The organism is Hyphomicrobium sp. (assembly GCF_047600905.1).
Taxonomy (GTDB): Bacteria; Pseudomonadota; Alphaproteobacteria; order Rhizobiales; family Hyphomicrobiaceae; genus Hyphomicrobium_B.
Window position 1 is genome coordinate 3,464,266 of sequence record NZ_JASGKD010000001.1, and the last position, 23,981, is coordinate 3,488,246.

17 protein-coding genes are annotated in these 23,981 nt (G+C 61.5%); 10 read left to right on the forward strand and 7 right to left on the reverse strand.

Annotated features, from left to right (window positions below):
* Positions 1–290 precede the first annotated feature (290 nt).
* On the forward strand, positions 291–1,592 hold the full coding sequence (locus tag QM780_RS16640; RefSeq protein ID WP_415071551.1) for an MFS transporter: 1,302 nt from the start codon (positions 291–293) through the stop codon (positions 1,590–1,592).
* Positions 1,593–1,676: 84 nt separating this feature from the next.
* Here the strand turns inward: QM780_RS16640 and QM780_RS16645 are convergent, their stop codons facing one another.
* Together QM780_RS16645 and QM780_RS16650 are read right to left on the reverse strand one after the other, a co-directional pair.
* Positions 1,677–3,206: an acyl--CoA ligase gene (locus QM780_RS16645; RefSeq protein WP_415071552.1), complete on the reverse strand. Its 1,530-nt coding sequence runs from the start codon at positions 3,204–3,206 to the stop codon at positions 1,677–1,679.
* Positions 3,207–3,238: 32 nt separating this feature from the next.
* Positions 3,239–4,243, reverse strand: a complete 1,005-nt coding sequence (locus tag QM780_RS16650; protein ID WP_415071553.1) for a ketopantoate reductase family protein — start codon at positions 4,241–4,243, stop codon at positions 3,239–3,241.
* Between the two features lie 156 nt (positions 4,244–4,399).
* On the opposite strand from QM780_RS16650, the gene oxlT reads away from it, so the two are divergent.
* Entirely contained in the window at positions 4,400–5,674 is a 1,275-nt protein-coding gene (gene oxlT, locus QM780_RS16655; protein ID WP_415071554.1) for an oxalate/formate MFS antiporter, read from the forward strand.
* 8 nt (positions 5,675–5,682) lie between these two features.
* Here the strand turns inward: oxlT and QM780_RS16660 are convergent, their stop codons facing one another.
* Entirely contained in the window at positions 5,683–6,339 is a 657-nt protein-coding gene (locus tag QM780_RS16660) for a rhomboid family intramembrane serine protease (RefSeq protein WP_415071555.1), read from the reverse strand.
* A 41-nt stretch (positions 6,340–6,380) separates the two neighbouring features.
* On the reverse strand, positions 6,381–7,148 hold the full coding sequence (ubiG, locus tag QM780_RS16665) for a bifunctional 2-polyprenyl-6-hydroxyphenol methylase/3-demethylubiquinol 3-O-methyltransferase UbiG (protein WP_415071556.1): 768 nt from the start codon (positions 7,146–7,148) through the stop codon (positions 6,381–6,383).
* Positions 7,149–7,347: 199 nt separating this feature from the next.
* Here ubiG and QM780_RS16670 point away from each other — a divergent pair, with 199 nt between their 5' ends.
* From QM780_RS16670 to QM780_RS16705, 8 genes are all read left to right on the forward strand, one after another.
* Positions 7,348–8,610, forward strand: coding sequence for an aspartate kinase (locus tag QM780_RS16670; RefSeq protein ID WP_415071557.1), 1,263 nt, complete (start codon positions 7,348–7,350; stop codon positions 8,608–8,610).
* A gap of 90 nt (positions 8,611–8,700) precedes the next feature.
* Positions 8,701–10,992, forward strand: coding sequence for a phosphoenolpyruvate--protein phosphotransferase (gene ptsP / locus QM780_RS16675; protein WP_415072070.1), 2,292 nt, complete (start codon positions 8,701–8,703; stop codon positions 10,990–10,992).
* A 182-nt stretch (positions 10,993–11,174) separates the two neighbouring features.
* Positions 11,175–11,996 (forward strand): helix-turn-helix domain-containing protein, encoded by an 822-nt coding sequence (locus QM780_RS16680; protein WP_415071558.1) that lies wholly within the window; start codon positions 11,175–11,177, stop codon positions 11,994–11,996.
* Between the two features lie 95 nt (positions 11,997–12,091).
* A complete protein-coding gene (gene prfA, locus QM780_RS16685) occupies positions 12,092–13,171 on the forward strand; it encodes a peptide chain release factor 1 (RefSeq protein ID WP_415071559.1) in 1,080 nt (359 codons plus the stop codon).
* A gap of 32 nt (positions 13,172–13,203) precedes the next feature.
* Positions 13,204–14,082 (forward strand): peptide chain release factor N(5)-glutamine methyltransferase, encoded by an 879-nt coding sequence (prmC, locus tag QM780_RS16690; RefSeq protein WP_415071560.1) that lies wholly within the window; start codon positions 13,204–13,206, stop codon positions 14,080–14,082.
* Between the two features lie 442 nt (positions 14,083–14,524).
* Positions 14,525–15,502, forward strand: a complete 978-nt coding sequence (locus QM780_RS16695; RefSeq protein ID WP_415071561.1) for a DUF4167 domain-containing protein — start codon at positions 14,525–14,527, stop codon at positions 15,500–15,502.
* Positions 15,503–15,885: 383 nt separating this feature from the next.
* Positions 15,886–18,477 carry an ATP-dependent chaperone ClpB gene (gene clpB, locus QM780_RS16700; RefSeq protein ID WP_415071562.1) on the forward strand — a complete coding sequence of 864 codons (2,592 nt, stop codon included), beginning with the start codon at positions 15,886–15,888 and terminating at the stop codon, positions 18,475–18,477.
* Positions 18,478–18,749: 272 nt separating this feature from the next.
* Entirely contained in the window at positions 18,750–18,968 is a 219-nt protein-coding gene (locus tag QM780_RS16705; RefSeq protein ID WP_415071563.1) for a hypothetical protein, read from the forward strand.
* A gap of 384 nt (positions 18,969–19,352) precedes the next feature.
* Here the strand turns inward: QM780_RS16705 and QM780_RS16710 are convergent, their stop codons facing one another.
* From QM780_RS16710 to QM780_RS16720, 3 genes are all read right to left on the reverse strand, one after another.
* Positions 19,353–21,002: an arylsulfatase gene (locus QM780_RS16710; RefSeq protein WP_415071564.1), complete on the reverse strand. Its 1,650-nt coding sequence runs from the start codon at positions 21,000–21,002 to the stop codon at positions 19,353–19,355.
* A 699-nt stretch (positions 21,003–21,701) separates the two neighbouring features.
* Complete coding sequence (locus QM780_RS16715) at positions 21,702–23,186, reverse strand: DUF1254 domain-containing protein (protein WP_415071565.1); 1,485 nt, start codon at positions 23,184–23,186, stop codon at positions 21,702–21,704.
* Between the two features lie 266 nt (positions 23,187–23,452).
* Entirely contained in the window at positions 23,453–23,680 is a 228-nt protein-coding gene (locus tag QM780_RS16720) for a hypothetical protein (protein ID WP_415071566.1), read from the reverse strand.
* Positions 23,681–23,981: the final 301 nt, after the last annotated feature.

A 23,981-nucleotide genomic window follows, 5' to 3' on the forward strand; every position in this document is an offset into this window, starting at 1 on the left:
GGGTCGGAAACAGGCGAGCGAAATTCCTCCGCGGGCCTGACGCGACACACGATCGCGGCCGGGCGTTCCAGCCGCGACATCCGAATTGATGGCTTTCCCGTCTGAGAGGCCTTGGCAAAGGCCACAGGATCAAGGCAAAAGCTTTGAAGGCCTGAATTCTGCGTCATTCGCACATTGGACAATTTGCCCAATGCCCTCGCGCGGTGTCAGGGGACAAGAAGCTACCATTGCGGCTCGCGGACCGTTTTGCGCGCGAAGCCAGGGCACGGTTCAAGGAGCATGAGCGGCCTATGAGTGGAGCCTCCGCCACATACGAGCAGGATAGCGGGCACGGACACGTAAGCCCCGGCGAAATCGCCGTCGGCGTTATCATCGGCCGGACATCAGAATTCTTCGATTTCTTCGTTTATGCGATCGCGTCGGTGATCGTTTTTCCGAAGCTCGTCTTTCCGTATCTCGATCCGCTGACGGGCACGCTCTATTCGTTCGCGATCTTTGCGCTGGCATTCATTGCCCGGCCGATCGGCACAGTGCTTTTCATGGCGCTCGATCGCAATTACGGGCGGAGCGTCAAGCTGACGATTACGCTGTTCCTGCTCGGGACCTGCACCGTCGCCATCGCGTTCCTGCCGGGATACGAGTCGATCGGGGTGGCGTCGGCGGTTCTGCTTTCGATTTTTCGTATCGGCCAGGGCTTGGCGCTTGGCGGCGAGTGGGACGGGTTGCCGTCGCTGCTCGCGATGAACGCGCCGGAAAGCCGAAAGGGCTGGTATGCGATGATTCCGCAGCTCGGTGCGCCGCTCGGCTTGATCGTGGCGGCGGCGCTGTTCGCGTTCTTCGCGTCGAACCTGTCGAGCGAAGACTTCCTCGACTGGGGCTGGCGCTATCCGTTCTTCGTCGCCTTCGCAATCAACGTGGTGGCGCTGTTCGCCCGATTGCGTATGGTCGATACGCCCGAATACATCGAACACTTCGAGCAGCAGGACCTAGAGCCCAAGCCGATCGGCGAGACGCTGAAGCACGAGGGTGTTCACGTCATCATCGGAGCGTTCGCGCCGCTTGCGAGCTTCGCGCTGTTCCACATGGTGACGGTGTTCCCGCTGTCGTGGGTGTTTCTCTACACGCAACAGAGCCCGTCGCGCTTTCTCGTCATCGAAATCATCGGCGCGTTCGTGGGGCTGATCGCTATCGTTCTGTCGGGATACGTCGCGGATCGCGTCGGGCGCAGAAATCTGCTGCTGGCGACGGCCGGCGCGATCGCGGTCTTCAGCGGATTTGCGCCTCAGCTTCTGAATGGCGGCGACATCGGCGAAATCGTGTTCATGGTGATCGGCTTCATCCTTCTCGGACTGTCGTTTGGTCAGGCGTCGGGCGTGGTCGCGTCGAGCTTTGCGAAGATCTATCGCTATACCGCCTCGGCGCTGACGACAGATTTGGCGTGGCTGGTCGGCGCCGGATTCGCGCCGTTCGTGGCGCTCTGGCTGTCGAGCAACCTCGGTCTGATGGCCGCCGGCGGATATCTTCTGTCCGGTGCCGTCTGTACCCTTCTGGCGCTGGCGCTCAGCCATCAGTTTGAATCGAGCGATCGCTGACGGCGGACTTCGATTTCGGAATAAGAAAATGCCCGGCTCGCCGCCGGGCATTTTTGTTTGTCCTTGGTTTGCGCGCCCGTTCGTTCAGGCGAGGCCGAGCTTCTGAGCCAAGCCGATGCGCTGCAATTTGCCGGTCGCGCCCTTGGGGATTTCGGGCAGCAACAGGATCTTGCGTGGCACTTTGTAGTGGGCGAGGTGCTCGTTGGCGAAATCGCGGAGTTCGCGCTCGGTCGCCTGCTGGCCTTCACGCAGGACGACGGCGGCGGCAACGTCCTCGCCGAGCTTGTCGTGCGGGATGGCGAACGTCACGACCTGAAGCACGGCCGGGTGATCCATCAAGACTTCGTCGACTTCGCGCGGCGAAACCTTCTCACCGCCGCGGTTGATGATTTCCTTCAAGCGGCCGGTGATCGTGATGTAGCCGTCGGTGTCGATGGTGCCTTGATCGCCGGTGCGGAACCAGCCGTTGGTGAAGGCTTCGCCATTGGCCTTTTCATTGTTCTCATAGCCGGCGGTGACGTTCGGGCCGCGAATGACGATTTCGCCGACGTCGCCGGTCGAGAGCATGTTCCCCTCGGTATCCATGATCGCGACTTCAGGTCCAGCAGCGATGCCGACAGTGCCTGGCTTTCTTGTTGCGCCGATCGGGTTCGACGCCATCTGGTGAGCGGCTTCCGTCATACCGTAGGCTTCGACGACCGGCGCGGCGAACACGGATTCGAGTTCGGCCAGGACCTGCGGCGGCAGCGATGAGGACGACGAACGGATGAAGCGCAGCTTATGGCGCGCGATGATTTCGCGATTGTGGTCGGCGCGGCTCAGGATCGCCTGATGCATGGTTGGGACGCCGGTGTACCAGGTCGGTGCGGCCTCATCCATGGCGTGGAAAAATTTGAGGGCGTTGAAACCGGAAGTGCAAAAGATCGAGCCACCGCGCGACAGCGGCGCGAGCACGCCCGCTATCAAACCGTGGATATGAAAGAGCGGCATGATATTGAGCGCCCGGTCATCGGCCGAGAGCTTCAGGGCGGCGGCGATGTTGCCCGCCGATGCGGCGACGTTGCGATGGCTCAACGGCACGATCTTCGGGCGCGATGTCGTGCCTGAGGTGTGTAGAATGAGGGCGATGTCGTCGCTTGTTGCCGGGCCTCCGTGGGCGGGCTTTGCGCCTGTGGTTTCAGCGGAGAGAGTGAAGGAGCCTGCGCGGCCGGCGGAATCGAGCTTTAAGGTAATAAGCGTTATGCCGCGATTTTTCGCGACTTCGATGGCGGGCGACGTGCTGCCTTCCTCGACCACCAACGCCTTCGTGTTGATGTCGGACATGTAGAAGTCGAACTCGTCGGCGCGGTAGCCGGGATTGAGCGGCGCAGCGGTTGACGCTGATGCGACTGCCACGAAAGCTGTCGCCATTTCGGGTCCGTTGGGAAGCACGATCGCGACACGGTCGCCGCGGCCAATGCCCAACTCGTTCAGGCGGTCGATCGTGCGCGTCACGAGGCTGCGAAAGGCGCCATAGGTCAGCGGTTCGAGGCCGGATGCGCGGATCGCGGGTGCCGTGTCGGCGCCAGCCTGCAGAAGATCGAGAAGCGTCGTGCTTGTTGCCATTGTCGTCATGTTCTCCGTGCCCGCGGCCCCTGAAGGTGTCGTCAGGCCTTTTCAATTCGCAGCCGGCCGTGATCGTGCGCCAGCGTCGCAGCCAGCAGTTTGACGAGGGCGTAGACCGTTTCGATCTGCGGCGTCGGGACGTTCGCAACCTGCCCAAGCTCGATGACCGAGCCGATCAGCGCGTCGGCTTCGATCGCGCGCCCCGCCTCGACGTCCTGCAGCATCGAGGTCTTGTGTGGGCCGACAGCCTCGGCACCGGCAATGCGTTTTTCGAGGGGAATGCGGAAGCGGACGCCGAGCGCCTCGCCGACGGCCTGGGCCTCGCGCATCATGCGCGCGGCGGCGTCGCGGGTCGGGTGAAACTTGCAGATGTCTTCCAGCGTCGCATGCGTCAGGGCGCTGATCGGATTAAAGCTCAGGTTGCCCCAAAGCTTGGTCCAGATCTCGGTGCGGATATCGGAGACAACCGGGGCCTTGAAGCCAGCTTTCTGCAAAGCTTCGGACACGCGGGTGACGCGTTCGGTTTTGGAGTTATCGATTTCGGCTATCGAGAAGCGGTTGCCCTCGATGTGCTTGATGACGCCGGGTTCGGTGATTTCGGCGGCCGGATAAACCACGCTGCCGAGCACGCGGTCGGCGGGAAGATTGTCGGCGATCGTGCCGCCGGGATCGACGCTTTCGAGCCGGCGATTCTCATGCGGACCGCTGATGCCCATGAAGTACCACCACGGGATGCCGTTTTGTGCGGTCAGCACAGCCGTGTCGGGGCCGTACATCGCGGGCAAGTCGCGGACGACGGCTGCGACCTGATGCGCCTTCATGCCGAGGATAACGAGGTCCTGCTTCGAAACTTCGGCGATCTTGTCGGTTGCGGCAATGCGAGAGACGCTTTCGCGCCCGTCCTCTTCGATCAGCTTCAGACCGTTGGCGCGAATGGCCGCGAGATGCGGACCGCGGGCGACGACGGTCACGTCTTCGCCGGACTGCGCCAAACGGGCGGCCAACAGGCCGCCGATACCGCCCGCGCCGACGACGCAAATTTTCATCGACCGCTTTCCTCGATTTCGTATCGCGATGCAGCAAGAATCCGTGAAAGCAGACGCTTGCAAGCTGCGCTTGTCGAACGTGGTTTTTCACGTTTTATGTTGGAGCGCTTTTAGTGCGAAACAAAAAGAAATTACAAGCCTGAGGGGATGCCAAGGATGACCATTGAGGCGGAGACGCATGTTCCGGCTTCAAGCCATGCGGCACAGTTGACCGGCCGGTGGCTGCAGCTTGCACTCGGTGTTCTATGCATGACGATGATCGCCAACCTGCAATACGGTTGGACGCTTTTCGTCAATCCTATCGCGACAAAGTTCGGGTGGGAGCTGGCCGCGATCCAATGGGCATTCACCATCTTCGTGCTGTCGGAGACGTGGCTGATCCCGATCGAAGGCTATCTCGAAGACCGCTTCGGTCCGCGGCCGCTGGTCGCGTTCGGCGGCACCATGGTCGCGATCGCGTGGGTGGTGAACTCCTACGCCACTTCACTGACGACGCTTTACATTGCGCAGGCAATCGGTGGCATCGGAGCGGGCGCGGTTTACGGAACCTGCGTCGGCAACGCGCTCAAATGGTTTCCGGATCGTCGCGGGCTCGCGGCCGGGTTGACGGCGGCGGGCTTCGGCATGGGATCGGCGCTCACCATCATTCCGATTTCGAAGGTGATCGCGGGGGAAGGATATGAAGCTGCGTTCCTCTATTTCGGGCTTCTGCAAGGCGTGGTGATCGTCCTTGCTTCTTTCCTACTGAAGACGCCGTCGAAAGAGCAAATCGCCGCGCGGACGACGCTTGTTTCCTCAAAGCGTTCGATCGGGCCGACCGAGATGCTGAAGACGCCGGTGTTCTGGATCATGTACCTGATGTTCGTGATGATGGCGGCGGGCGGTCTGATGGCAACCGCGCAGCTCGCACCGATCGCGAAGGATTTCAAGGTCGCGGATATTCCTGTGTCGCTCGCCGGGATCACGCTGCCGGCGCTGACATTCGCGCTGTCTCTGGACCGGATTCTCAACGGTGTGACGCGACCGTTCTTCGGCTGGGTGTCGGACAAGATCGGGCGGGAACTCACGATGTTCATCGCTTTCGGCATTGAAGGCGTCGGCCTATTGGCGCTGGGACACCTTGGTCATGACCCCATCCTGTTCGTGCTATTGACGGGCCTCGTGTTCTTCGCGTGGGGCGAGATCTACAGTCTGTTCCCGGCGACGTGCGGCGACACGTTCGGCTCGAAGTTCGCGACGACGAACGCAGGTCTGCTTTACACGGCAAAGGGCACAGCAGCCCTGCTCGTGCCGTTTTCGAGCGTGCTGACGAAGGCGACGGGAAGCTGGCATGCCGTGTTCTACACGGCGGCGGCGATGAATATTCTCGCCGCTGTGCTGGCGATCGCGGTGTTGAAGCCGCTGCGCCAGCGCATGGCGGCGCAGCCCTAAAGGCGTGATCAGATCGTTCGCGACGGGCGGCTCAGGCCTTTGAACAGAAGCGCGATGGCGAGGCCCGCCGCGAAGCCTCCGACGTGCGCCATATAGGCGACGCCGCCGGTATCGGCCGTCTGGGTATCGGCGATCGAGCCGACGCCGCTGAAAAGCTGCAGCACGAACCAGAAGCCGATGACGATGAGTGCGGGCATCGACGTGACCATGCGGCCGACGAGTACGTCAACGCGGGCCTGCGGAAACAGAAGGATATAAGCGCCGAGCACGCCGGCGATTGCGCCGGAGGCCCCAAGGTTCGGAATACCAGAGCCTTCATTGAAGAAGTACTGCACGAACGTCGCCGCTATGCCGGCAACGAGATAGAAGATCAGGAATTTGACGTGCCCGAAGCTCTCTTCGACGTTATCGCCGAAGATGTAGAGATAGAGCATGTTGCCGAAGAGGTGCATCCAGCCGCCGTGCATGAACATGGCGGTGAAAATTGTCGGCCAGGATGATGCCGGATCTTGCGTGAAGCGGCTCGGGATGAACGACCACTTCTGAATGAAGGCGTCGCCGCCGTTCATTTCGATAAAAAAGAAAAGGACGTTGGCGATGATGAGTGCCGTCGTGACGATAGGCGTGATGCGCACTTGCGAGTTGTCGTCGCCGATCGGAAACATCGCACCCTTCCCCCTCTATCTTTTCACGTCGCTGAGGTCATTCAGACCGCTTTCGCTTTTCTTGCCGACATCAGGTAGTTGACGTCGGTATCCGGGTTTCGCGACCAGACGTCCTGCAGCGGATTATACGTGATGCCTTCGAAACGAACATCATCCAGGCCTGCTGCTTTGGCGTAGCCTGAGAGTTCGTCGGGCGTGATGAAGCGCTCCCACTGATGCGTGCCGCGCGGCAGCCAGCCGAGCACGTACTCGGCACCGACGATAGCAAGTGCCCATGCCTTAAGCGTGCGATTGAGGGTGGAGAAGATCGCGATGCCGCCCGGCGCGACGAGGCTTGCGCATTCGGCAACGAACTTCGCGGGGTCCGGCACGTGCTCTACAACTTCGAGGCAGGCAACGATGTCGAACGTGCGTCCTTCCGCGACCAGATCCTCGACACGCGCGGCGCGATAGCCGATCGTGAGGTTCTGGCCTTCGGCGTGGGTCTTGGCGATGGCGATATTTTTTTCAGACGGGTCGATGGCCGTGACGGTGGCGCCCATGCGCGCGAGCGGTTCGGATACGAGGCCGCCACCGCAGCCGATATCGACGGCCGTCAGACCGGACAGGGGACGCAGCGCCTTCGGGTCGCGGCCGAACTGCGCGACGGCGGCGTCGCGGATGAAGGACAGCCGCGGCGGACCGATTTGATGCAGGGGGCGAAACTTGCCCCTCGGGTTCCACCACTCGGACGCCAGCCGCGAAAAGCGCTCGACCTCTTCGGTATCGAGCGTGCGTTCGCCGGCGCCGACTTGTTGCGTTGCGGTCATTCTTTTCTCCGTCGTCGGCCCTACACGTCAACCCGGCGCTCATCTTGTCAAGCGATTGTCCGTTAAGCGTCGATTTTCGGCTGTTGCGGGGGGGCGCGTGAGCCGCTAAGAAGCGCCGGACTCAATCCAAATCTTAATGTTCGCAGGGCTCAGGACCGGGGCCGAGCGGGCTTGCATAGGCACAGAAAGCGCTTCGAGAATGGCGACCGTAGTCATGAAATTTGGCGGCACGTCGGTCGCCAACATCGAGCGCATCCAGAACGTTGCCCGGCACGTGAAGCGCGAAGTCGACGCCGGCAACAAGGTCGCGGTCGTGGTGTCGGCGATGGCAGGGGTAACCAATCAGCTGGTCGCCTGGGTGAAGGAGGCTTCGCCCCTTTACGATGCGCGCGAGTATGACGCAGTCGTCGCCACGGGTGAGCAGGTGACCGCCGGTCTGCTGGCGATCACGCTGCAGGCCATGGGCCTCAGGGCGCGTTCGTGGACGGGGTGGCAGATCCCGGTGAAAACCGACGCCGCTCATGGCGCAGCGCGAATCCTCGACATTCCCGGAGCCGAGATCAAAAAGCGGATCGAGGGCGGCGAGATCGCCGTCGTCACCGGCTTTCAGGGCATCGAGCCGATCGAAAACCGCATTGCGACTCTCGGCCGTGGGGGCTCGGACACAAGCGCGGTTGCGATTGCGATCGCGCTCGAAGCCGATGTCTGCGACATCTATACCGACGTCGACGGCGTCTACACGACCGACCCTCGGATCGTGCCGAAGGCGAAACGGTTGGCCAAGATTTCCTATGAAGAGATGCTCGAGATGGCGTCGCTTGGATCGAAGGTCCTGCAGACGCGCTCGGTCGAGCTGGCGATGGTCTACAAAGTCAAAACTCGGGTTCTGTCGAGCTTTGTCGCGCCGGATGCCATGAAGCCTTTCAAAGCCGACGACATCGAGAATATCGGCACCATCGTATGCGACGAGGATGAGATCGTGGAACAGCAGGTCGTAAGCGGCATCGCCTATGCGAAGGACGAAGCGAAGGTGACGCTTCTCAATGTCGACGACAAGCCGGGCATCGCGGCGCGGATCTTCGGACCGCTGGCGGACGCCAACATCAACGTCGACATGATCGTGCAGAACGTCACGGCCGACGGCAAGCACACCGACATGACCTTCACGGTCCAAGCGGCCGAGCTTCCGCGCACGCTCGATGTGCTGAAAAAGGCGAAGTCCGAGATCGGGCATGTCGACGTCAAAAGCTCGGCCGACGTCGTGAAGATTTCGGTGATCGGCGTCGGCATGCGCAGCCATGCCGGTGTTGCGGCGCAAATGTTCAAGACGCTGTCGGAAAAAGGCATCAACATTCACGCGATTTCGACGTCGGAAATCAAGGTCAGCGTGTTGATCGATGCGGCCTATGCCGAACTTGCGGTGCGCGCGCTTCATTCAGCCTATGGGCTCGACAACGACTAGAGACGGCGGCGCTCTTACCAGCCCCGTCTCTTTGTGACTAAAGTGCGAACTGCCGGTGGTGCTACCGGCAAGGACGATGGGCAGAGAAAGATGGTGCGGCGCGAAGATCCAAGACCCTTACCGAGCGAGACCTCGCTCCGGGTCATCATGCGCCATCTGCGCGAGATCATGGCCGACGACGGCGAGGGGCAGGATAAGCTCGATCGCATCGTCCGGCAGATTTCCGGCGTCATGGTCGCCGAAGTCTGCTCGATCTATCTGAAGCGGCAGGATGGGTCGCTGGAATTGTTCGCGTCGGAAGGCCTCAATCCGAGCGCGGTGCACTCGACACGGCTCAAGCGCGGCGAAGGCCTTGTCGGGCGAGCGGCGGAACTTGGCGTGACGGTCAACGAGCCGGAAGCATCGAGCCATCCGGCGTTCTCGTATCGGCCGGAGACGGGCGAAGAAATCTATCATTCGCTGCTGGCGGTGCCGATCGCGCGGTCGGGGCAGGTGCTCGGCGTGCTCGTCATTCAAAACCGGACGCCGCGCGAATATTCCGACGAGGACGTCGAAGTGATGCAGGCGACCGCGATGGTAATCGCGGAAAACCTGGTCTCGGGCGCGGTTGCGGGAACGGTAGCGGCGATCGAAGCGTCGCGCTCGCAGCCGCTGCTGATCGAAGGCGAGCCGCTTTCGGACGGCATCGCGCTCGGGCATGTGGTGCTGCACGAGCCGAGGATCGTCGTCACGCAGCTGATGGCCGAAAATCCGGCGCTCGAACTGGAGCGGCTGTCGCTGGCGCTCGAAAAGCTTCAGGCCAACATCGACGAGATGTTCGATCACGAGCATCTTTCGAACATCGGCGAACACAGGGACGTGCTCGAAGCCTACCGGATGTTCGCGCACGACAAGGGTTGGCACCGGCGCCTTCGCGAAGCGGTCGAAGGCGGTTTGACGGCCGAAGCCGCGGTCGAGCGTGTACAGAACGCGATGCGGACGCGCATGCTGCGCCAGCACGACACCTATTGGCGCGAGCGTCAGCGCGATCTCGACGATCTCTCGGATCGGCTGCTGCGCGTGCTTGCCGGACGGCTAAAGAGTTCCGAGGACGACGGCGGGTTGCCGCCCGACACGATCCTGGTGGCGCGGACGATGGGGCCGGCGGAACTGCTCGATTACGACCGCTCGCGGCTTCGCGGTCTTGTGGTCGAGGATGGGTCGAGCCAGAGCCATGTTGCCGTTGTCGCCAAGGCGCTCGGTATCGCGGCGATCGGGCAGGCGGCCGGCATCGTCGATCGGGTTTCGGCAGGAGATGCCGCTATCGTCGATGCGGTGACGGGTGAGGTTCATCTTCGTCCGACCGGTGAGCTGATCTCGGCCTATTCCGACAAGGTGCGTTTTCGAGCGCGGCGGCAAAAGCGCTATCAGTCGTTGCGCGACCGGCCGGCGATCACGAAGGACGGCGTCAAGATCGCGCTGATGATGAATGCGGGCCTCTTGGTCGACCTGCCGCATCTCGAAGAGTCGGGCGCCGACGGCATCGGGCTTTATCGCACCGAATTGCAGTTCATGCTGTCGGAGGCGTTCCCGCGCCTCGACCGGCAGACGCAGCTCTACAAGTCCGTCATCGATGAGGCTCGCGGCAGGCCGGTCGTGTTCCGCACCCTCGATATCGGCGGCGACAAGGTTCTCCCCTACCTTCGCCAGCCGAAGGAAGAAAATCCGGCGATGGGCTGGCGCGCGATCCGCATGGCGCTCGACCGCCCCGAGCTTTTCCGGCTGCAGATGCGGGCGCTGCTCAAGGCTGCGGCCGGGCGCGAGCTTCGCGTCATGATCCCGATGGTTTCGGCAGCCTACGAGCTTGGTGCAATCAGGGCGCTGATCGAGCGGGAAAAGGCATTTTTGACCGAGCATGGGCATCCGCTGCCCTTCAACGTTCTCGTCGGCGCGATGTTCGAGGTTCCGGCGCTGCTGTTTGAACTCGATGGGTTTCTGTCGCGGGTCGATTTCGTGTCGGTCGGTTCGAACGACCTGATGCAGTTCCTGTTCGCCGCCGACCGGACGAATGCGCGTGTTGCGAGCCGTTTCGATGTTCTGGCGCCGGCGCCGCTCAGAGCGCTGAAAACGCTGATCGAGGCGGCCAATGCCCGGGACGTGCCGGTGACGCTGTGCGGCGAGATGGCGGGCAGCCCGCTCGAAGCCATGACGCTGATCGCGCTCGGCTTCCGGTCGCTGTCGATGGCGCCGGCCTCGATCGGTCCGATCAAGTCGATGGTGCTGTCGCTCGACTCCGCGAAGGTGAAGTCGTTCGTCGACAATCTTTTGAAAGAGGGTGCGAAAGACGTGCGCATGTCCTTGGAGCAGTTCGCAGAAAAAGAGCACGTCGCCATCGATGGTTAACGAGTGGCGGGCGTTCAGAACGGAGCCTTTGACAAACAACGATTTTTAGCCAACAGTATGCTTAACGTTGGGGGCCGGCGCGTGTTGCCGGTTTAGAGGGTATAAGTCGAGGCGTTGGGCGGAACGTTTCGGTTGGAAGTCATGGGCACGAGCGGCAGGGCCATAGCCGCTCCGGTTTGCCGGTGCCGGTGGCATCGGGCCAAGCTCAGGCGGAAAGCCGAGCGCTGATTGCGCAGTTTTTCATCGATTTGAGGCAGGCATTGCGGCTCACCGTGCCGCAGGCGGCGCATTATCTGTCGGTGCGGGCGGAAGTCATCGAAGCGCTCGAGACGGGGCAGGTTGAATACCTGCCGGAATGGGCGGAAATCTCGGCAATCATCATGACCTATACGGCCATGGCGGGCGTCAACGGGCGACCGGTGCTCAATGCCATCGGCACGCTTTTCACGCAGCTTTCGGTGCGGGCAGCGCCACCGCGGCGGCCTGTCCAGCGGCCATCGATGCCGCCGTCGCAATTGGCATACAACCCCGTGCCTCACAATTCCGGTCGGCCGCAGGCATATCCGGCGCAGCCCTATCCAGTCGTGGCTCAGGCCCAGCGAGCCCTGCCGCCGGCGAGACTGCCGCGGCCTGTCGAATTTGCCGAAACGGAGACCGATATCGCGCGCTCGGGGCTCGCGGTTTCGAGCCGGAACCTGCTCAAGGCGGGTTCGGTCATAGCCAGCGGCGCGCGGCGGCTGCCGCAACAGGCCCTCAATCAGGTGCGCCAGCGGCCGCAACGGGCGCTTTATGCCCTTTCGCTGCCGCTCGGGCTGCTGGTCGTCACGATGCATTCGTCGATACTGGCGACGGTTTCCGAGCCGTTCGGCAAGGCCGTGCAGTGGGTCAGCTCCTACGTTCAGGAGCATTACGGGCCCGTGCGCGACGGCATGCGCTACATTGAAGTCGACGATCCCAGAACGCGGCGGGCGGATAAATTGCAGATCACCGGCGGTTCGTATTAGATACGGCCGTCTGAGGCGCCGCGAAGCTTACGTAGCGCTCTCGCCGCCTTCCCGGCCGCCTGGCTCGCGGCCCGCCATTCAAGCCCATCGGACACATGTCAGCACTACCGCGCGATAAACTCGACCGCCTTTCCGAACGGTTCCTGGCCATCCAGGACCTCATGAATCATGGCGTGCCGCAGGCCGAATTCGTCAAGCTGTCGAAGGAATTTTCCGAACTCAGCCCTGTCGTGGCGCAGATCAACGCGCTGCGCAAAGCCGAAGCGGAAAGTGCTGATCTCGAACAGATGATCCGCGACCCGGGTGCGGACAAGGAAATGGTCGATCTCGCCTACGCCGAGCGCGCGTCGTTGGCCGAGCGGATCGAGGACCTGCAGCAGCAGCTCCGCATCGCGCTCCTGCCGAAGGACGCGGCGGACGAGAAAAGCGCGATCCTGGAAGTCCGCGCCGGGACAGGCGGAGACGAAGCGGCGCTGTTTGCAGCCGATCTTTTCCGCATGTACACGCGCTATGCCGATCTCAGGGGCTGGAAGACCGAGATCATCTCGGCATCCGAAAACGATCTTGGCGGCTACAAGGAAATCATCGCGTCGATCACGGGCTCGGGCGTATTCGCGCGGCTGAAGTTCGAGTCGGGCGTGCACCGGGTGCAGCGCGTTCCGGCGACGGAAGCGAGCGGGCGGATACATACGTCTGCCGCCACCGTTGCCGTGCTTCCGGAAGCCGAAGACATCGATATCGACATCAAGCCCGAGGATATCCGCATCGACACGATGCGTGCCGGCGGCGCGGGCGGTCAGCACGTCAACAAGACGGACAGCGCGGTGCGGATGACGCATTTGCCGACTGGAATCGTCGTCGTGTCGGCGGAAAAATCGCAGCATCAGAACCGACGCCTCGCCATGGCGGTGCTGAAGTCGCGCATTTATGAATTGGAACGGGAAAGGGCCGCGACGGAGCGGTCCGACGCGCGAAAATCGCAGGTCGGATCGGGCGATCGCTCGCAGCGCATCCGGACGTACAACTTCCCGCAGGGCCGCGTGACGGACCATCGCATCAATCTCACCCTCTACAATCTCGAAGAGGTTCTCGCGGGGCCCGGGCTCGACACGCTGATCGACGCGCTCATTACCGATCACCAGGCGACGATGCTCGCCGAACTCAGCGCCGCGTGATGATGGCGAGCGCGCACGCGGGCGATGTGCCGATGCGAGTGGATATCCGACCGGATACGACGATCGCAGAGGCATTGACGCTTCTGACGCGAACGCTCGGCGAGGCGGGGATCGAGGCGCCGTCGCGCGACGCGCGCTTTCTGCTGCAGGGCATTCTCGGTCTCGACGGCGCTGACGTGCTGGCGCGTTCGGATCGGCCGGTGGGGGAGGATGCCGGCCGTCTCAGCGAGGCCGTTCGGCGTCGGGTGTCGCATGAACCGATTTCGCGCATCCTCGGCCGTCGCGCATTCTATGGCCGCGACTTCATCGTGACGCCTGACGTTCTCGATCCGCGGCCCGATACGGAAGCGGCCGTCGAACTGGCGCTTGACCTCATCGAGGCGCGTGGGCTTTCGGATGAAGCGCTGTCGATTGCCGATATCGGAACGGGTTCGGGAATCCTGATCGTGACGCTGCTCGCCGAGCTGCCCAACGCCCGGGGCATTGCCACGGACATCAGCAAAGCGGCTCTCGACGTCGCCCGCCGGAATGCCGAAGCCATCGGGGTCGCCGACAGGGTCGAGTTCGTTGCGACAACGGGTCTCGACGGTTGCACTAGGCCGTTCGACCTTGTGATTTCGAATCCGCCCTATATATCCACAGGAGAGATCGGTGGTCTTGAGCGGTCTGTTAGGGATTTTGATCCGCTCGAGGCTTTGGACGGAGGCGCAGACGGCCTCAGCGTTTACCGTGAGATCGCGCAAAATATCGTGGAATTGCAGCGGTCTTCCGTGCTTCTGGTCTTCGAAGTCGGCGCCACGCAGGCTGATGACGTCGTAAAGATTTTCTCAAATTCCGGCGCCCATTTTCTGAAGGCGCGACGGGATCTGGGCGGCCACACACGGGCTGTTGCGCTGGAGATACATCTTTAGCCTAAGCGATCATTTCTATTTGCGGATTGGCGTTTCCAGGGTAATATCGGCAGTGAAAAAGTTTGATCGGTTGTGCTTGGCCAATATCGCCGCTGAAGCGGTCAGAGAGCCAGCCTTCCCGTCTCGGATCCATCAGCACAAACTTTCGCGGACGTTTCGGTCCGTCGATTGGCGAGTGTCGAGACTGATCTGTTCGGCATTGCGTGCTGGAAAGCTCCTTTGAGAACAGCTCTGGTATCTTGCAAGCGTGATGACTGGGATTGTTGCGATTTTGCCCGGGGCCGTGGGGGCAAGAGCCTGGGCGTGGATCCTCGGGGCTCGCCCTTTGGAACAGTGGTGACTTTAGAATCAACCTTTTGAATTGGATCGGAAGATCCAAGGCGTCGCCTCGCGAAAATGGCGTGCGCCGGAGGCAAAGACCAACGAGCATGAACGGGAGCCCATGAGGCAAGGTCAACAGAACCGTCGCGGTCGCGGACGAAACAATAACAACAACCGCAAATCGCAAAATCCGCTGATGCGCAGCTTCGAGAGTTCGGGGCCCGACGTCAAAATTCGCGGCACCCCCTCGCACATTGCGGAAAAGTACATCAGCCTTGCGCGCGATGCGCTGTCCTCGGGTGACCCGGTGCTGGCTGAGAACTATCTGCAGCACGCGGAGCACTACAACCGCATCATCCTGGGCTATCGCGAGCAGATGGTTCAGCAGGGCGGCATGGACCCGATGGGCAACGGCGCGGCGCGGACGCATTCGCTTGCCGGTCCCGAAGGTGTCGATAGCGACGAGTTCGGAGAAGACGAGGGCGACGAGTTCGGCGCCGGTCAGCAGCCGCAGGTCGCCGGTCAGGGCGGCCAGCCGGATCTGCCGCAGCAGCCGTTCCAGCAACAGCAGCCGCGGAACTTCGACAATCAGAACCGCTACGACAATCGTCAGCGGCACGACCGCTATAACAACAATCGCCACGATCGTGGTGAGCGCGGCGACCGGGGCGACCGGCAGGATTTTCGCGGTGATCGCAACGACCGCGGTGATCGTCAGGATCGCTACGAGCAGCGCAACGGCGGCGAAGGTCGCTATCGCGACGACCGCCGGCCGCACAACAACGGCGGCAACGGCGAAGGTCATCAGGCCGAAGGCGGCTATCGCAGGCGCGAACGCTATCAAGGCCCCAACGGCGGCAATCCGAACGGCAACGGAAACGGCGCCGATCGCGAGCACGCCAACGGCGGCTTCGCGCCGTCGGTCGCTTCTGCTCCGCCGCCTGTCGAGCGTGAGCGGCCGGTCCAACAGGTCGCGGCGCCGGAACCTGCCGAGCAGCAGGAGCAGCCGGCATTTCTGCGGCGTCCGGTTCGTCGGCCTCGGCGCGAGGAGGCTCCAGCGCCCGCCGTGCCGCCAGCGGCAAACGAAGACAGCGAATAAGAAAAGAGCCCGATTTCGGGCTCTTTTTTATTTGCGCCTTGCGCTTTCGTCCCGAGAGCCGTCCGCAAGGCACGGACCTTTTCGAGCGGAATGGCGTTAATTCCAGGCTTTGAAGAGGTTCCGGCGGCAATCCCTTAACCGGGGCCGTCTAAAGCACCCGGATCGTCCCTTTTTCCGGGTCTGCCGATGTCGCGAATTTTCTCCGCGTTTGGTTGCCTTTGCCTCTTTTTCAGGCGGCGCCCGACCCTATATCCCCAACGTCGTACGGACGCACGGGGATGCCGGCCATCGGGTCTTTGGCTGTGTTCAGATGATAAAAATCAAATCGCATGGCATTCTGACCGGGCCTTATGGACGGTGAGGAATGTGCTGGAGGACGCGACATGAATTTCGAACGATATACCGACCGCGCCAAGGGCTTCATCCAATCGGCCCAATCGCTGGCACTGAGAGAAAACCAGCAACAGGTCACCCCCGATCACCTACTGAAAATCCTGCTTGATGACCCGGAAGGTCTGGCGAGCGGGCTTATTCAAAAGGCGGGCGGAGATTCGCGCGCCGCGCTGCGTGCCGTCGAGGCGAGCCTGGCGAAAAAGCCGAAGGTTACCGGCGGATCGGGACAGGTCTATGTCTCGCCGGAACTTGCGCGGCTGTTCGACGCCGTCGAGAAACTTGCCGACAAGGCGAGCGACAAGTTCGTCACCGCCGAGCGGCTGCTGCTGGCTCTGGCGCTCGACACTTCGACGGACGCCGGCAAAATCCTGCGTGACGCGGGCGTCACCGCCGACAAGATCAACGCCGCCATCAACGACATCCGCAAGGGCCGCACGGCCGACAGCGCCAACGCCGAGCAGGCGTATGACGCGCTGAAGAAATATGCGCGCGATCTAACGGAAGCGGCCGGGTCCGGCAAGCTCGATCCGGTCATCGGCCGTGACGAGGAAATCCGCCGCACCATTCAGGTGCTGTCGCGGCGGACGAAGAACAATCCTGTGCTGATCGGTGAGCCGGGCGTCGGCAAGACGGCGATCGCGGAAGGCTTGGCGCTGCGCATCGTCAAGGGCGACGTGCCGGAAAGCCTGAAGCACAAGAAGCTTTTGTCGCTCGACATGGGCGCGCTCATCGCCGGTGCGAAGTATCGCGGCGAGTTCGAGGAACGGCTGAAAGCCGTGCTCTCCGAGGTCGAGGCCGAGGGCGACATCATCCTGTTCATCGACGAACTGCACACCATCGTCGGCGCCGGTAAGACCGAAGGCTCGATGGATGCGGGAAACCTCTTGAAACCTGCGCTGGCGCGCGGCGAGCTTCACTGCGTCGGCGCCACCACGCTCGATGAATACCGCAAGCACATCGAGAAGGACGCGGCGCTGGCTCGCCGGTTCCAGCCGATCTTCGTCACCGAACCGACGGTCGAAGACACGATCTCGATCCTGCGCGGCTTGAAAGAGAAGTACGAGCTGCATCACGGCGTGCGCATCACCGATAGCGCGCTGGTGTCGGCGGCGACGCTGTCCAACCGCTACATCACCGACCGCTTCCTGCCCGACAAGGCGATCGACCTTGTCGACGAGGCGGCGTCGCGCCTGCGCATGCAAGTCGACTCCAAGCCCGAAGAACTCGACGCGATCGACCGCGATCTGATGCAGATGATGATCGAGCGCGAAGCGTTGAAAAAGGAAACCGACGCGGCGTCGAAGGATCGGTTAGCGCGGCTCGAGAAGTCGATTGCCGACCTCAAGGAGAAATCCGAGGCGATGACGGCGCGCTGGCAGGCCGAGAAGCAGAAGCTCGGCTCGGCGACGAAGCTCAAGGAAGAACTCGACAGCCTGCGCAACGCGCTCGAGCAGGCGCAGCGCAAGGGCGATCTCGCGCGTGCGGGTGAACTACGCTATGGCAAGATCCCCGAGCTTGAAAAGAAACTCGCCGAGGTCGAAAGCCAGGAAGGCAAGGGCGCTCTCGTCGAGGAAGCCGTGACGCCGGATCAGATCGCGGCGGTGGTGTCGCGCTGGACGGGCGTGCCGGTCGACAAGATGCTCGAAGGCGAGCGCGACAAGCTTCTCAAGATGGAAGACGCCTTGTCGAAGCGCGTCATCGGCCAGAAGGAAGCGGTCATCGCCGTTTCGACCGCCGTGCGGCGTGCGCGCGCTGGGCTGCAAGACCCGAACCGGCCGATCGGCTCGTTCATGTTCTTAGGTCCCACCGGCGTCGGCAAAACTGAGCTGACGAAGGCGCTCGCGGGCTATCTGTTCGACGACGACACGGCGCTGATCCGCATCGACATGTCGGAGTTCATGGAGAAGCACTCGGTCGCGCGATTGATCGGTGCGCCTCCGGGCTATGTCGGCTACGAGGAAGGCGGCGTGCTGACGGAAGCCGTTCGCCGGCGTCCGTATCAGATCATCCTGTTCGATGAGATCGAGAAGGCGCATCCGGACGTCTTCAACGTGCTCCTGCAGGTGCTCGACGACGGGCGGCTGACGGACGGCCAGGGCCGCACGGTCGACTTCAAGAACACGCTGATCGTGCTGACGTCGAACATCGGCGCGCAGTACCTCGTCGAGCAGAAGGAAGGCGAGGAAACGGAAGCCGTGCGCGAGGAAGTGATGGCGGAGGTGCGGCAGCGCTTCCGGCCCGAGTTCCTCAACCGTCTCGACGACATCATCCTGTTCCACCGCCTGCAGCGCGCGGACATGACGAAGATCGTCGATATCCAGGTCGGGCGTTTGCAGAAGTTGCTCGCGGATCGCAAGATCAAGATCGAGCTCGACGAGCAGGCGAAGACGTGGCTCGCGAACCGCGGCTACGATCCGGCGTATGGCGCGCGGCCTTTGAAGCGCGTGATCCAGCGCAATGTGCAGGATCCGCTTGCCGAGCAGATCCTCGCGGGCGGCGTCAAGGACGGCGATACGGTGACGGTGTCGGTGCGCGACGGCGCGCTGACGATCAACGGCTGGCCGATCAAAGCCGCGGCTTGATCTCACTTGTTCCCTCTCCCCTTGGGGAGAGGGTCAGGGTGACTGGTCGAACACCTCCGCTCGCAAATGAACTCCCCCTCGCCCGACGCGCGCCGGGATGACGTTGAAGTGTCGTCGCGCGAGGATCAGCGCGGCCGGGCTCGCTGAAACACCGCCCCGTTCGCCGGTTGCTGATCCGCCGGTCAGTCGAATTGAAAGGCGATCCGGCTATCGGTATCTTGCCACCGGTGATCGGCTCATCACGCGGTCGATTGCAAGTGGAAGGGGACTTCATGCAAGATCAATCCGACGACGACGCCACTGCAGACCACAAGAGCGTGGTATTGGGATTTGCTGGGATGTTGTTGAGCGGCGGCAGCGCTGACGACGTGGCACGCTTTGCAACCGATCACGGCTGGCTCGATGCGACTGGCCAACTCACGGCTGCTGGAGAACAACTCGCCGACGCCCTCGCGCAGCAGGGTGGAACGCGAACGGTATTCCGCGTCTAGTGCGCCCCTCATGTCCGATGTTCTCTGGCGCCTGCGTTAACCGCGCCGACCGCGAGACGTGGGTGAGAAGAGCATGTGTGGCCGCGCGGAGAAATCGGTATTCCGCGGGTTCTCTGCCTGCACGCTTGGGCCTCTCGGGAGGCGGCGCGGTGAAACGCTTCTTGCGAATAGGATGCGGGGCGGATGGCGGGTTCAACGGCTCAGGCATCACTGTTTGGAGCAACCGACTCGCGTTCTGCGAGTCGGCCGGTTGCGCATGTCTGGTTCGCGCCGGCCGCGGCTCCCTCTCCCCTCGGGGAGAGGGTCAGGGTGAGGGGATCAAGCCCCCTCACCCGATGCGTCGTTCGACGGCGTGAGCTGATCGCGACTATGACTGACCGTTTATTATTGGCCGGGGCCTTTGCTTGCGGCTTCGGCTTCGGCCATCCTTTTCTGCATCTCGGCTTTTACAGCGTCGAGATTGAAGCTGGCGCCGCGCTGCATCGGCGGGAAGTCGATGAACGTCTGCAATTCCTTGCCGACGATCTGCTGGACGAACACGAAGCGCCAGAACTGGTACTTGAACCAATCGAAGTATTGCTGGCCGCCATCTTTCGTTCCGTTTTCTGGCCAGCCGGTGCGTTCGAACGGGTCGAGGCGAAGATTGGTGATGTAAGGAATATCCGGGTGGGTCTTTTCGCCGACCCAGCCGTTCGGTTGATCGATGAAGCGGAACTTGTAGTCATCGATGCGTACCGCGCCGACCGTGCTTTCGCCGAGATAGAAAATCTCGTGGCGGGCGGACGGACCTTTGCCGGTAATGCAGTCCATCTGATTGTAACCATCGAGATGATTCTTGTAGGTCCGGTCGCCGATCTGCTTACCCTTCAATAGTTCTTCGGTGATGTTCGGATTACCGGCGGCGGCCGCGAAGGTCGGCAACCAGTCCAATCCAGAGAAGATACCATTCTGGATCGAGTCCGCCGCCACGTGACCCGGCCAGCGAAGGATCGCGGGTACCCGGAAGCCACCTTCAAGGACCGTTCCCTTGGACTGCGCGAACGGCGTCTGACCGCCATCAGGCCATGTGAAGACTTCGGTGCCGTTGTCAGTGGTAAAGACGACGATGGTGTTGTTGTCGACGCCCAGGTCTTTGAGCTTCTGCATCACGAGGCCGACGTCATCGTCGAGCTGTGCCATGCCGGCTTCTTCTTCCGACCAGCCATTCTCAGAGTTACGCATCGCCTCATATTTCGGTGAGAGATGCGTGACGATGTGCATCCGCGTCGGGTTGAGCCAGACGAAGAACGGCTTGCCGTCCTTTTTGGCCTTGTCCATGAAGTTGATGGCGAAGTCGCGGATCTCGTCATCCACGGTTTCCATGCGCTTGGGATAAAGCGGACCGGCGTCTTCGATCTTCTGCTTGCCGACCTTGCCCCAACGCGGCATGTCGGTCTGATCGTCGGTATCGGTCGCCCAACTGTGGACCATGTTGCGCGGGCCGACGACGTTCAGGAGGTCTTGCGGATAGTTGGGATGCGCCGGGTCCTCCATCGCGTCCAGATGATACAAGTACCCGAAGAATTCATCGAAGCCGTGGACGGTCGGAAGAAATTCGTTCTTGTCGCCGAGGTGGTTCTTGCCGAATTGTCCAGTGGCGTAGCCCATGGATTTCAGCACTGTCGCAATGGTCACTGCCTCAGCCGGGAGGCCGACCGATGCGCCGGCCTGGCCGACTGTCGTCATGCCGGTGCGGATCGGAAGTTCGCCGGTGATGAAGTTTGCGCGGCCGGCCGTACAGCTTGCTTCGGCATAATAGTCGGTGAACAGCATTCCTTCCTTCGCAAGCTTATCGAGGTTGGGGGTGCGCCCGGCCATTAATCCCCGATGGTAAGCGCCGATATTCCACATGCCGATATCATCGCCCATGATGACGACGATGTTCGGTTGGGATTGGGCCTGCGCCTGCGCAGAGGATGCGTGGAGCGCTGGAAGAGTGAGCGCCGCGGCGGTCAATAATCCCGCCAGCTTATTTGATTGCCGAATATCGAACATGGATATCTCCTCGTTCGGAGGCTTTTTTCAATGATTTATGAGAGAAAATTGGTAGGACACCACTGATGCCCGTCGGGCATCTAAAACCGAATATCGGCGGCATCGCATTGCTCCGGTCCCCCGGAAACATGCCGTAATAAGTCCCGTCCGGCGGGCAAACTCTGCTCAATGTTCTGCGAGGTCAATTGTAATCGTCGTTGCGTTGCAACGTATAGAGACGATTTAATGCGAATTTACCATCATCAGCATGCGAAAAACTTATCCCCGCTCTCTGAACCTCCCGCATACTCACTCGCATCTTCCCGCGCTCAACAAAGGGCATGAGCTCGTGCCGCGAGACGTGGGTGGGAAGAGCATGTGGGGCCGCGCGGAGAAATCGGTATGCCGCGGGTTCGCTGCCTGCCGCGCGACAAGCACGATAGGGTGCTCGGCGCGGTGAAACGCCGCTCGGACTGGAGATGCGGGGCGGATGGCGGGTTCGACGGCTCAGGGATCGCTTCGAAAGAAACGATCCGCACTCATACGAGAGGCTCCGGACATATGGGCCGGGGACGAGGCGGAGAGTTGGCATGTGCGGGGCGGCAATGGTCCGCATCCCCAATCAAAAATACAAAGCGCGAGGCCGTGCCGTCCCGCCCCTTTGTTGTTTGGCGCAACCAACTCCGCTCCGCGGAGCCGGCCGGTTGCGCCGTGGTGGGTTTACTGCGCGCTCAACGGTGCAATGCCTCCGCTTTTCATCACGGCAGGTGGATTCCATTTGCCGGTCAGCGCGTCGGATTTCGGAGCGTAGAGGCGCATGGTGAGATTGAACGGCCCCTTTGGTGCAGGCAGCCAGTTCGCTTCATTTTCGGCCCCAGGGCTCTCATTCTGGAAATAGAGATCGAGCGAGCCGTCGGTATTGAACTTGAACGGCATCCAACTGCTCAGGGCAAAACGATCAAGCTTGTTTCCGACCTGAAAGCCTTCGTCATCGTAAAGCGTGATCGACCAGAAGGCATCGACGGGAGGTATCGTCGCCTTGTCGAAATGGATGGTGTATTTGTTGGCGCCATCGAGGGGCTTTCCGGTGTCGTCCGCAAGATTGGCGGGATAGATCGCGTCTTCAGGCAGGTTGGCGCCGAGGCCATATTGGGTGATCAAAGCGCGCTTCAGATAGTAGTTGCCGTAGACTCCCATCGTGTCGGTGTTCATCGACCAGCCGTTGGCGACGCGCGCGAGTGTCGGGAGTTTCCACTTGATGAGTTGCTGCGCGTCCTGCGGAACCGTTTCGAGAGCCTTTTGAACGGCGGGATCCAATTTCGTGATGTCGAAGCTCTTGCCCGGCTCGATGCCGATCCGGCGCATCTGTGCGATGATCGGTTGGTCGGTGACGTGCGGAGGATGCAGCTTCAGAAGTTCGGCGGCATAAGCAAAGAATTTGCCGGCAGGCATCGTATCGACGAGCGTTTTTGGTGGGGTCTTTACGTCGACGCTCGGATCGATCTTGGCTTCGATCGGCGTCGGCGTTTTTCCCCATTCGGACAGCGGCGTGATCTTGAAGCCTGCCTGGATTTCGTGAACCGCATCATAGTCAGCTGGTCCATCCGTCTTCGTACGGCCGATAATCCAGACGTAGGGCGTCGGCGCATCGATAAGCTGCGCGTCTTTGGGCAGCCCGAACTTCTCGACAAGCTTGCCTTTCAATTCGGGCGTCGAACCTGGCGGCACGATGAGAAAGTTGGCGGCTTGTGTGCCCGTCGTTCGCCAGCCAGGCGAGGCGAACACGTCCGTCCACATGTCGAGCATCGGCAAAAGATAATATCGCCCGTGCGTATCGGGCACCGAGACGACGACGGGTTCTTTCGTGAGATCGAGCCATGCGCTGGAATAAAGCGTATCGAAATTGGGCCGGACGACGGTCCTCATGTCGGCGGTCGGATAGGCACCTATATTGGCGAAAGTATTCATCGGGCCGCCAATCGATTCCTTGCCGGCCGGCAAATTGGTGAGCTGCTTACGCGTCAAATCCATCGTCACTGGGGAATAGAAATAGAGGTAGGCGTTGACAGCGATATCATGCGCTTCCTGCGGGCTGATCGTCTGGGCTCGGAGGACTGTCGTGGTGCCGGCGGTTATGGCAAAGGAACAAGCGGCAATAAGCGCACTATTGAGTGCGTGCCGTCCTCGCGCTGACTTTATTGGCATCGTATAGGCTCCTGCCCTCTCGATGCCCCCACGCCGTGATGCAGATTACGATTTTCGCACCGACGCGCCAGCTGATATTGCGCAAGGTAAACGATGAATATTTTTTTGCGGGCGCGAAATGCACGAGCGCGTGCCGCGAGAGGTGTACAGGAAAATCGTTTGGCGCAGCGAACGGTCTGCCTTAACGAGAAAAAATTTCGGACGCGATGCGATGAGCACTCGCGTCCGACGGTAGACGTTTTCCAGGTGGGATTAATCGCGTTTTTCTACCGAACGCAAACCATTCGGCCGTCCGGCATGCGAACGGCGCGATGGCCCGTATGCTGCACGCACCAGGCTTGATTTTGTCCACCCCAGATGCAGCGGCCGGTGACGCTGCTGCGATGGCGGTTGGGACCGCAGCCGCCGAGCGCGGAAGCGGGCGTGACGGAATATGACAGATCGACGACGAGAAGTGCAGCGAGACCGAGTAGAGGCGCGAAAAGCTTCGTCATGGCGAATTCTCCTTCAATGCGCGCTATATTGATTATTCAGCGGACGCATTGGCAGTTTTCGCCGGACAACCTGAACTCGCAATTAACAGCGTTCCGATGAATTGAAGCGAGTTGGTGTAGGCGAAATGCGCCGATCATCGACGTTCCGCCGGTCAGCCGCGCTCCTCGGGAACGCTTGCCCGCCCTCCTTGACGCCGCAGCGCGTGCCGAACAGATTGCAGTTCCGCACGACACGAAGCCTTCATAGCCGAGCCGCTTGAAGGAGGGCGTCAGCGGTATCGTGGAATGGGGAACAGCAGCC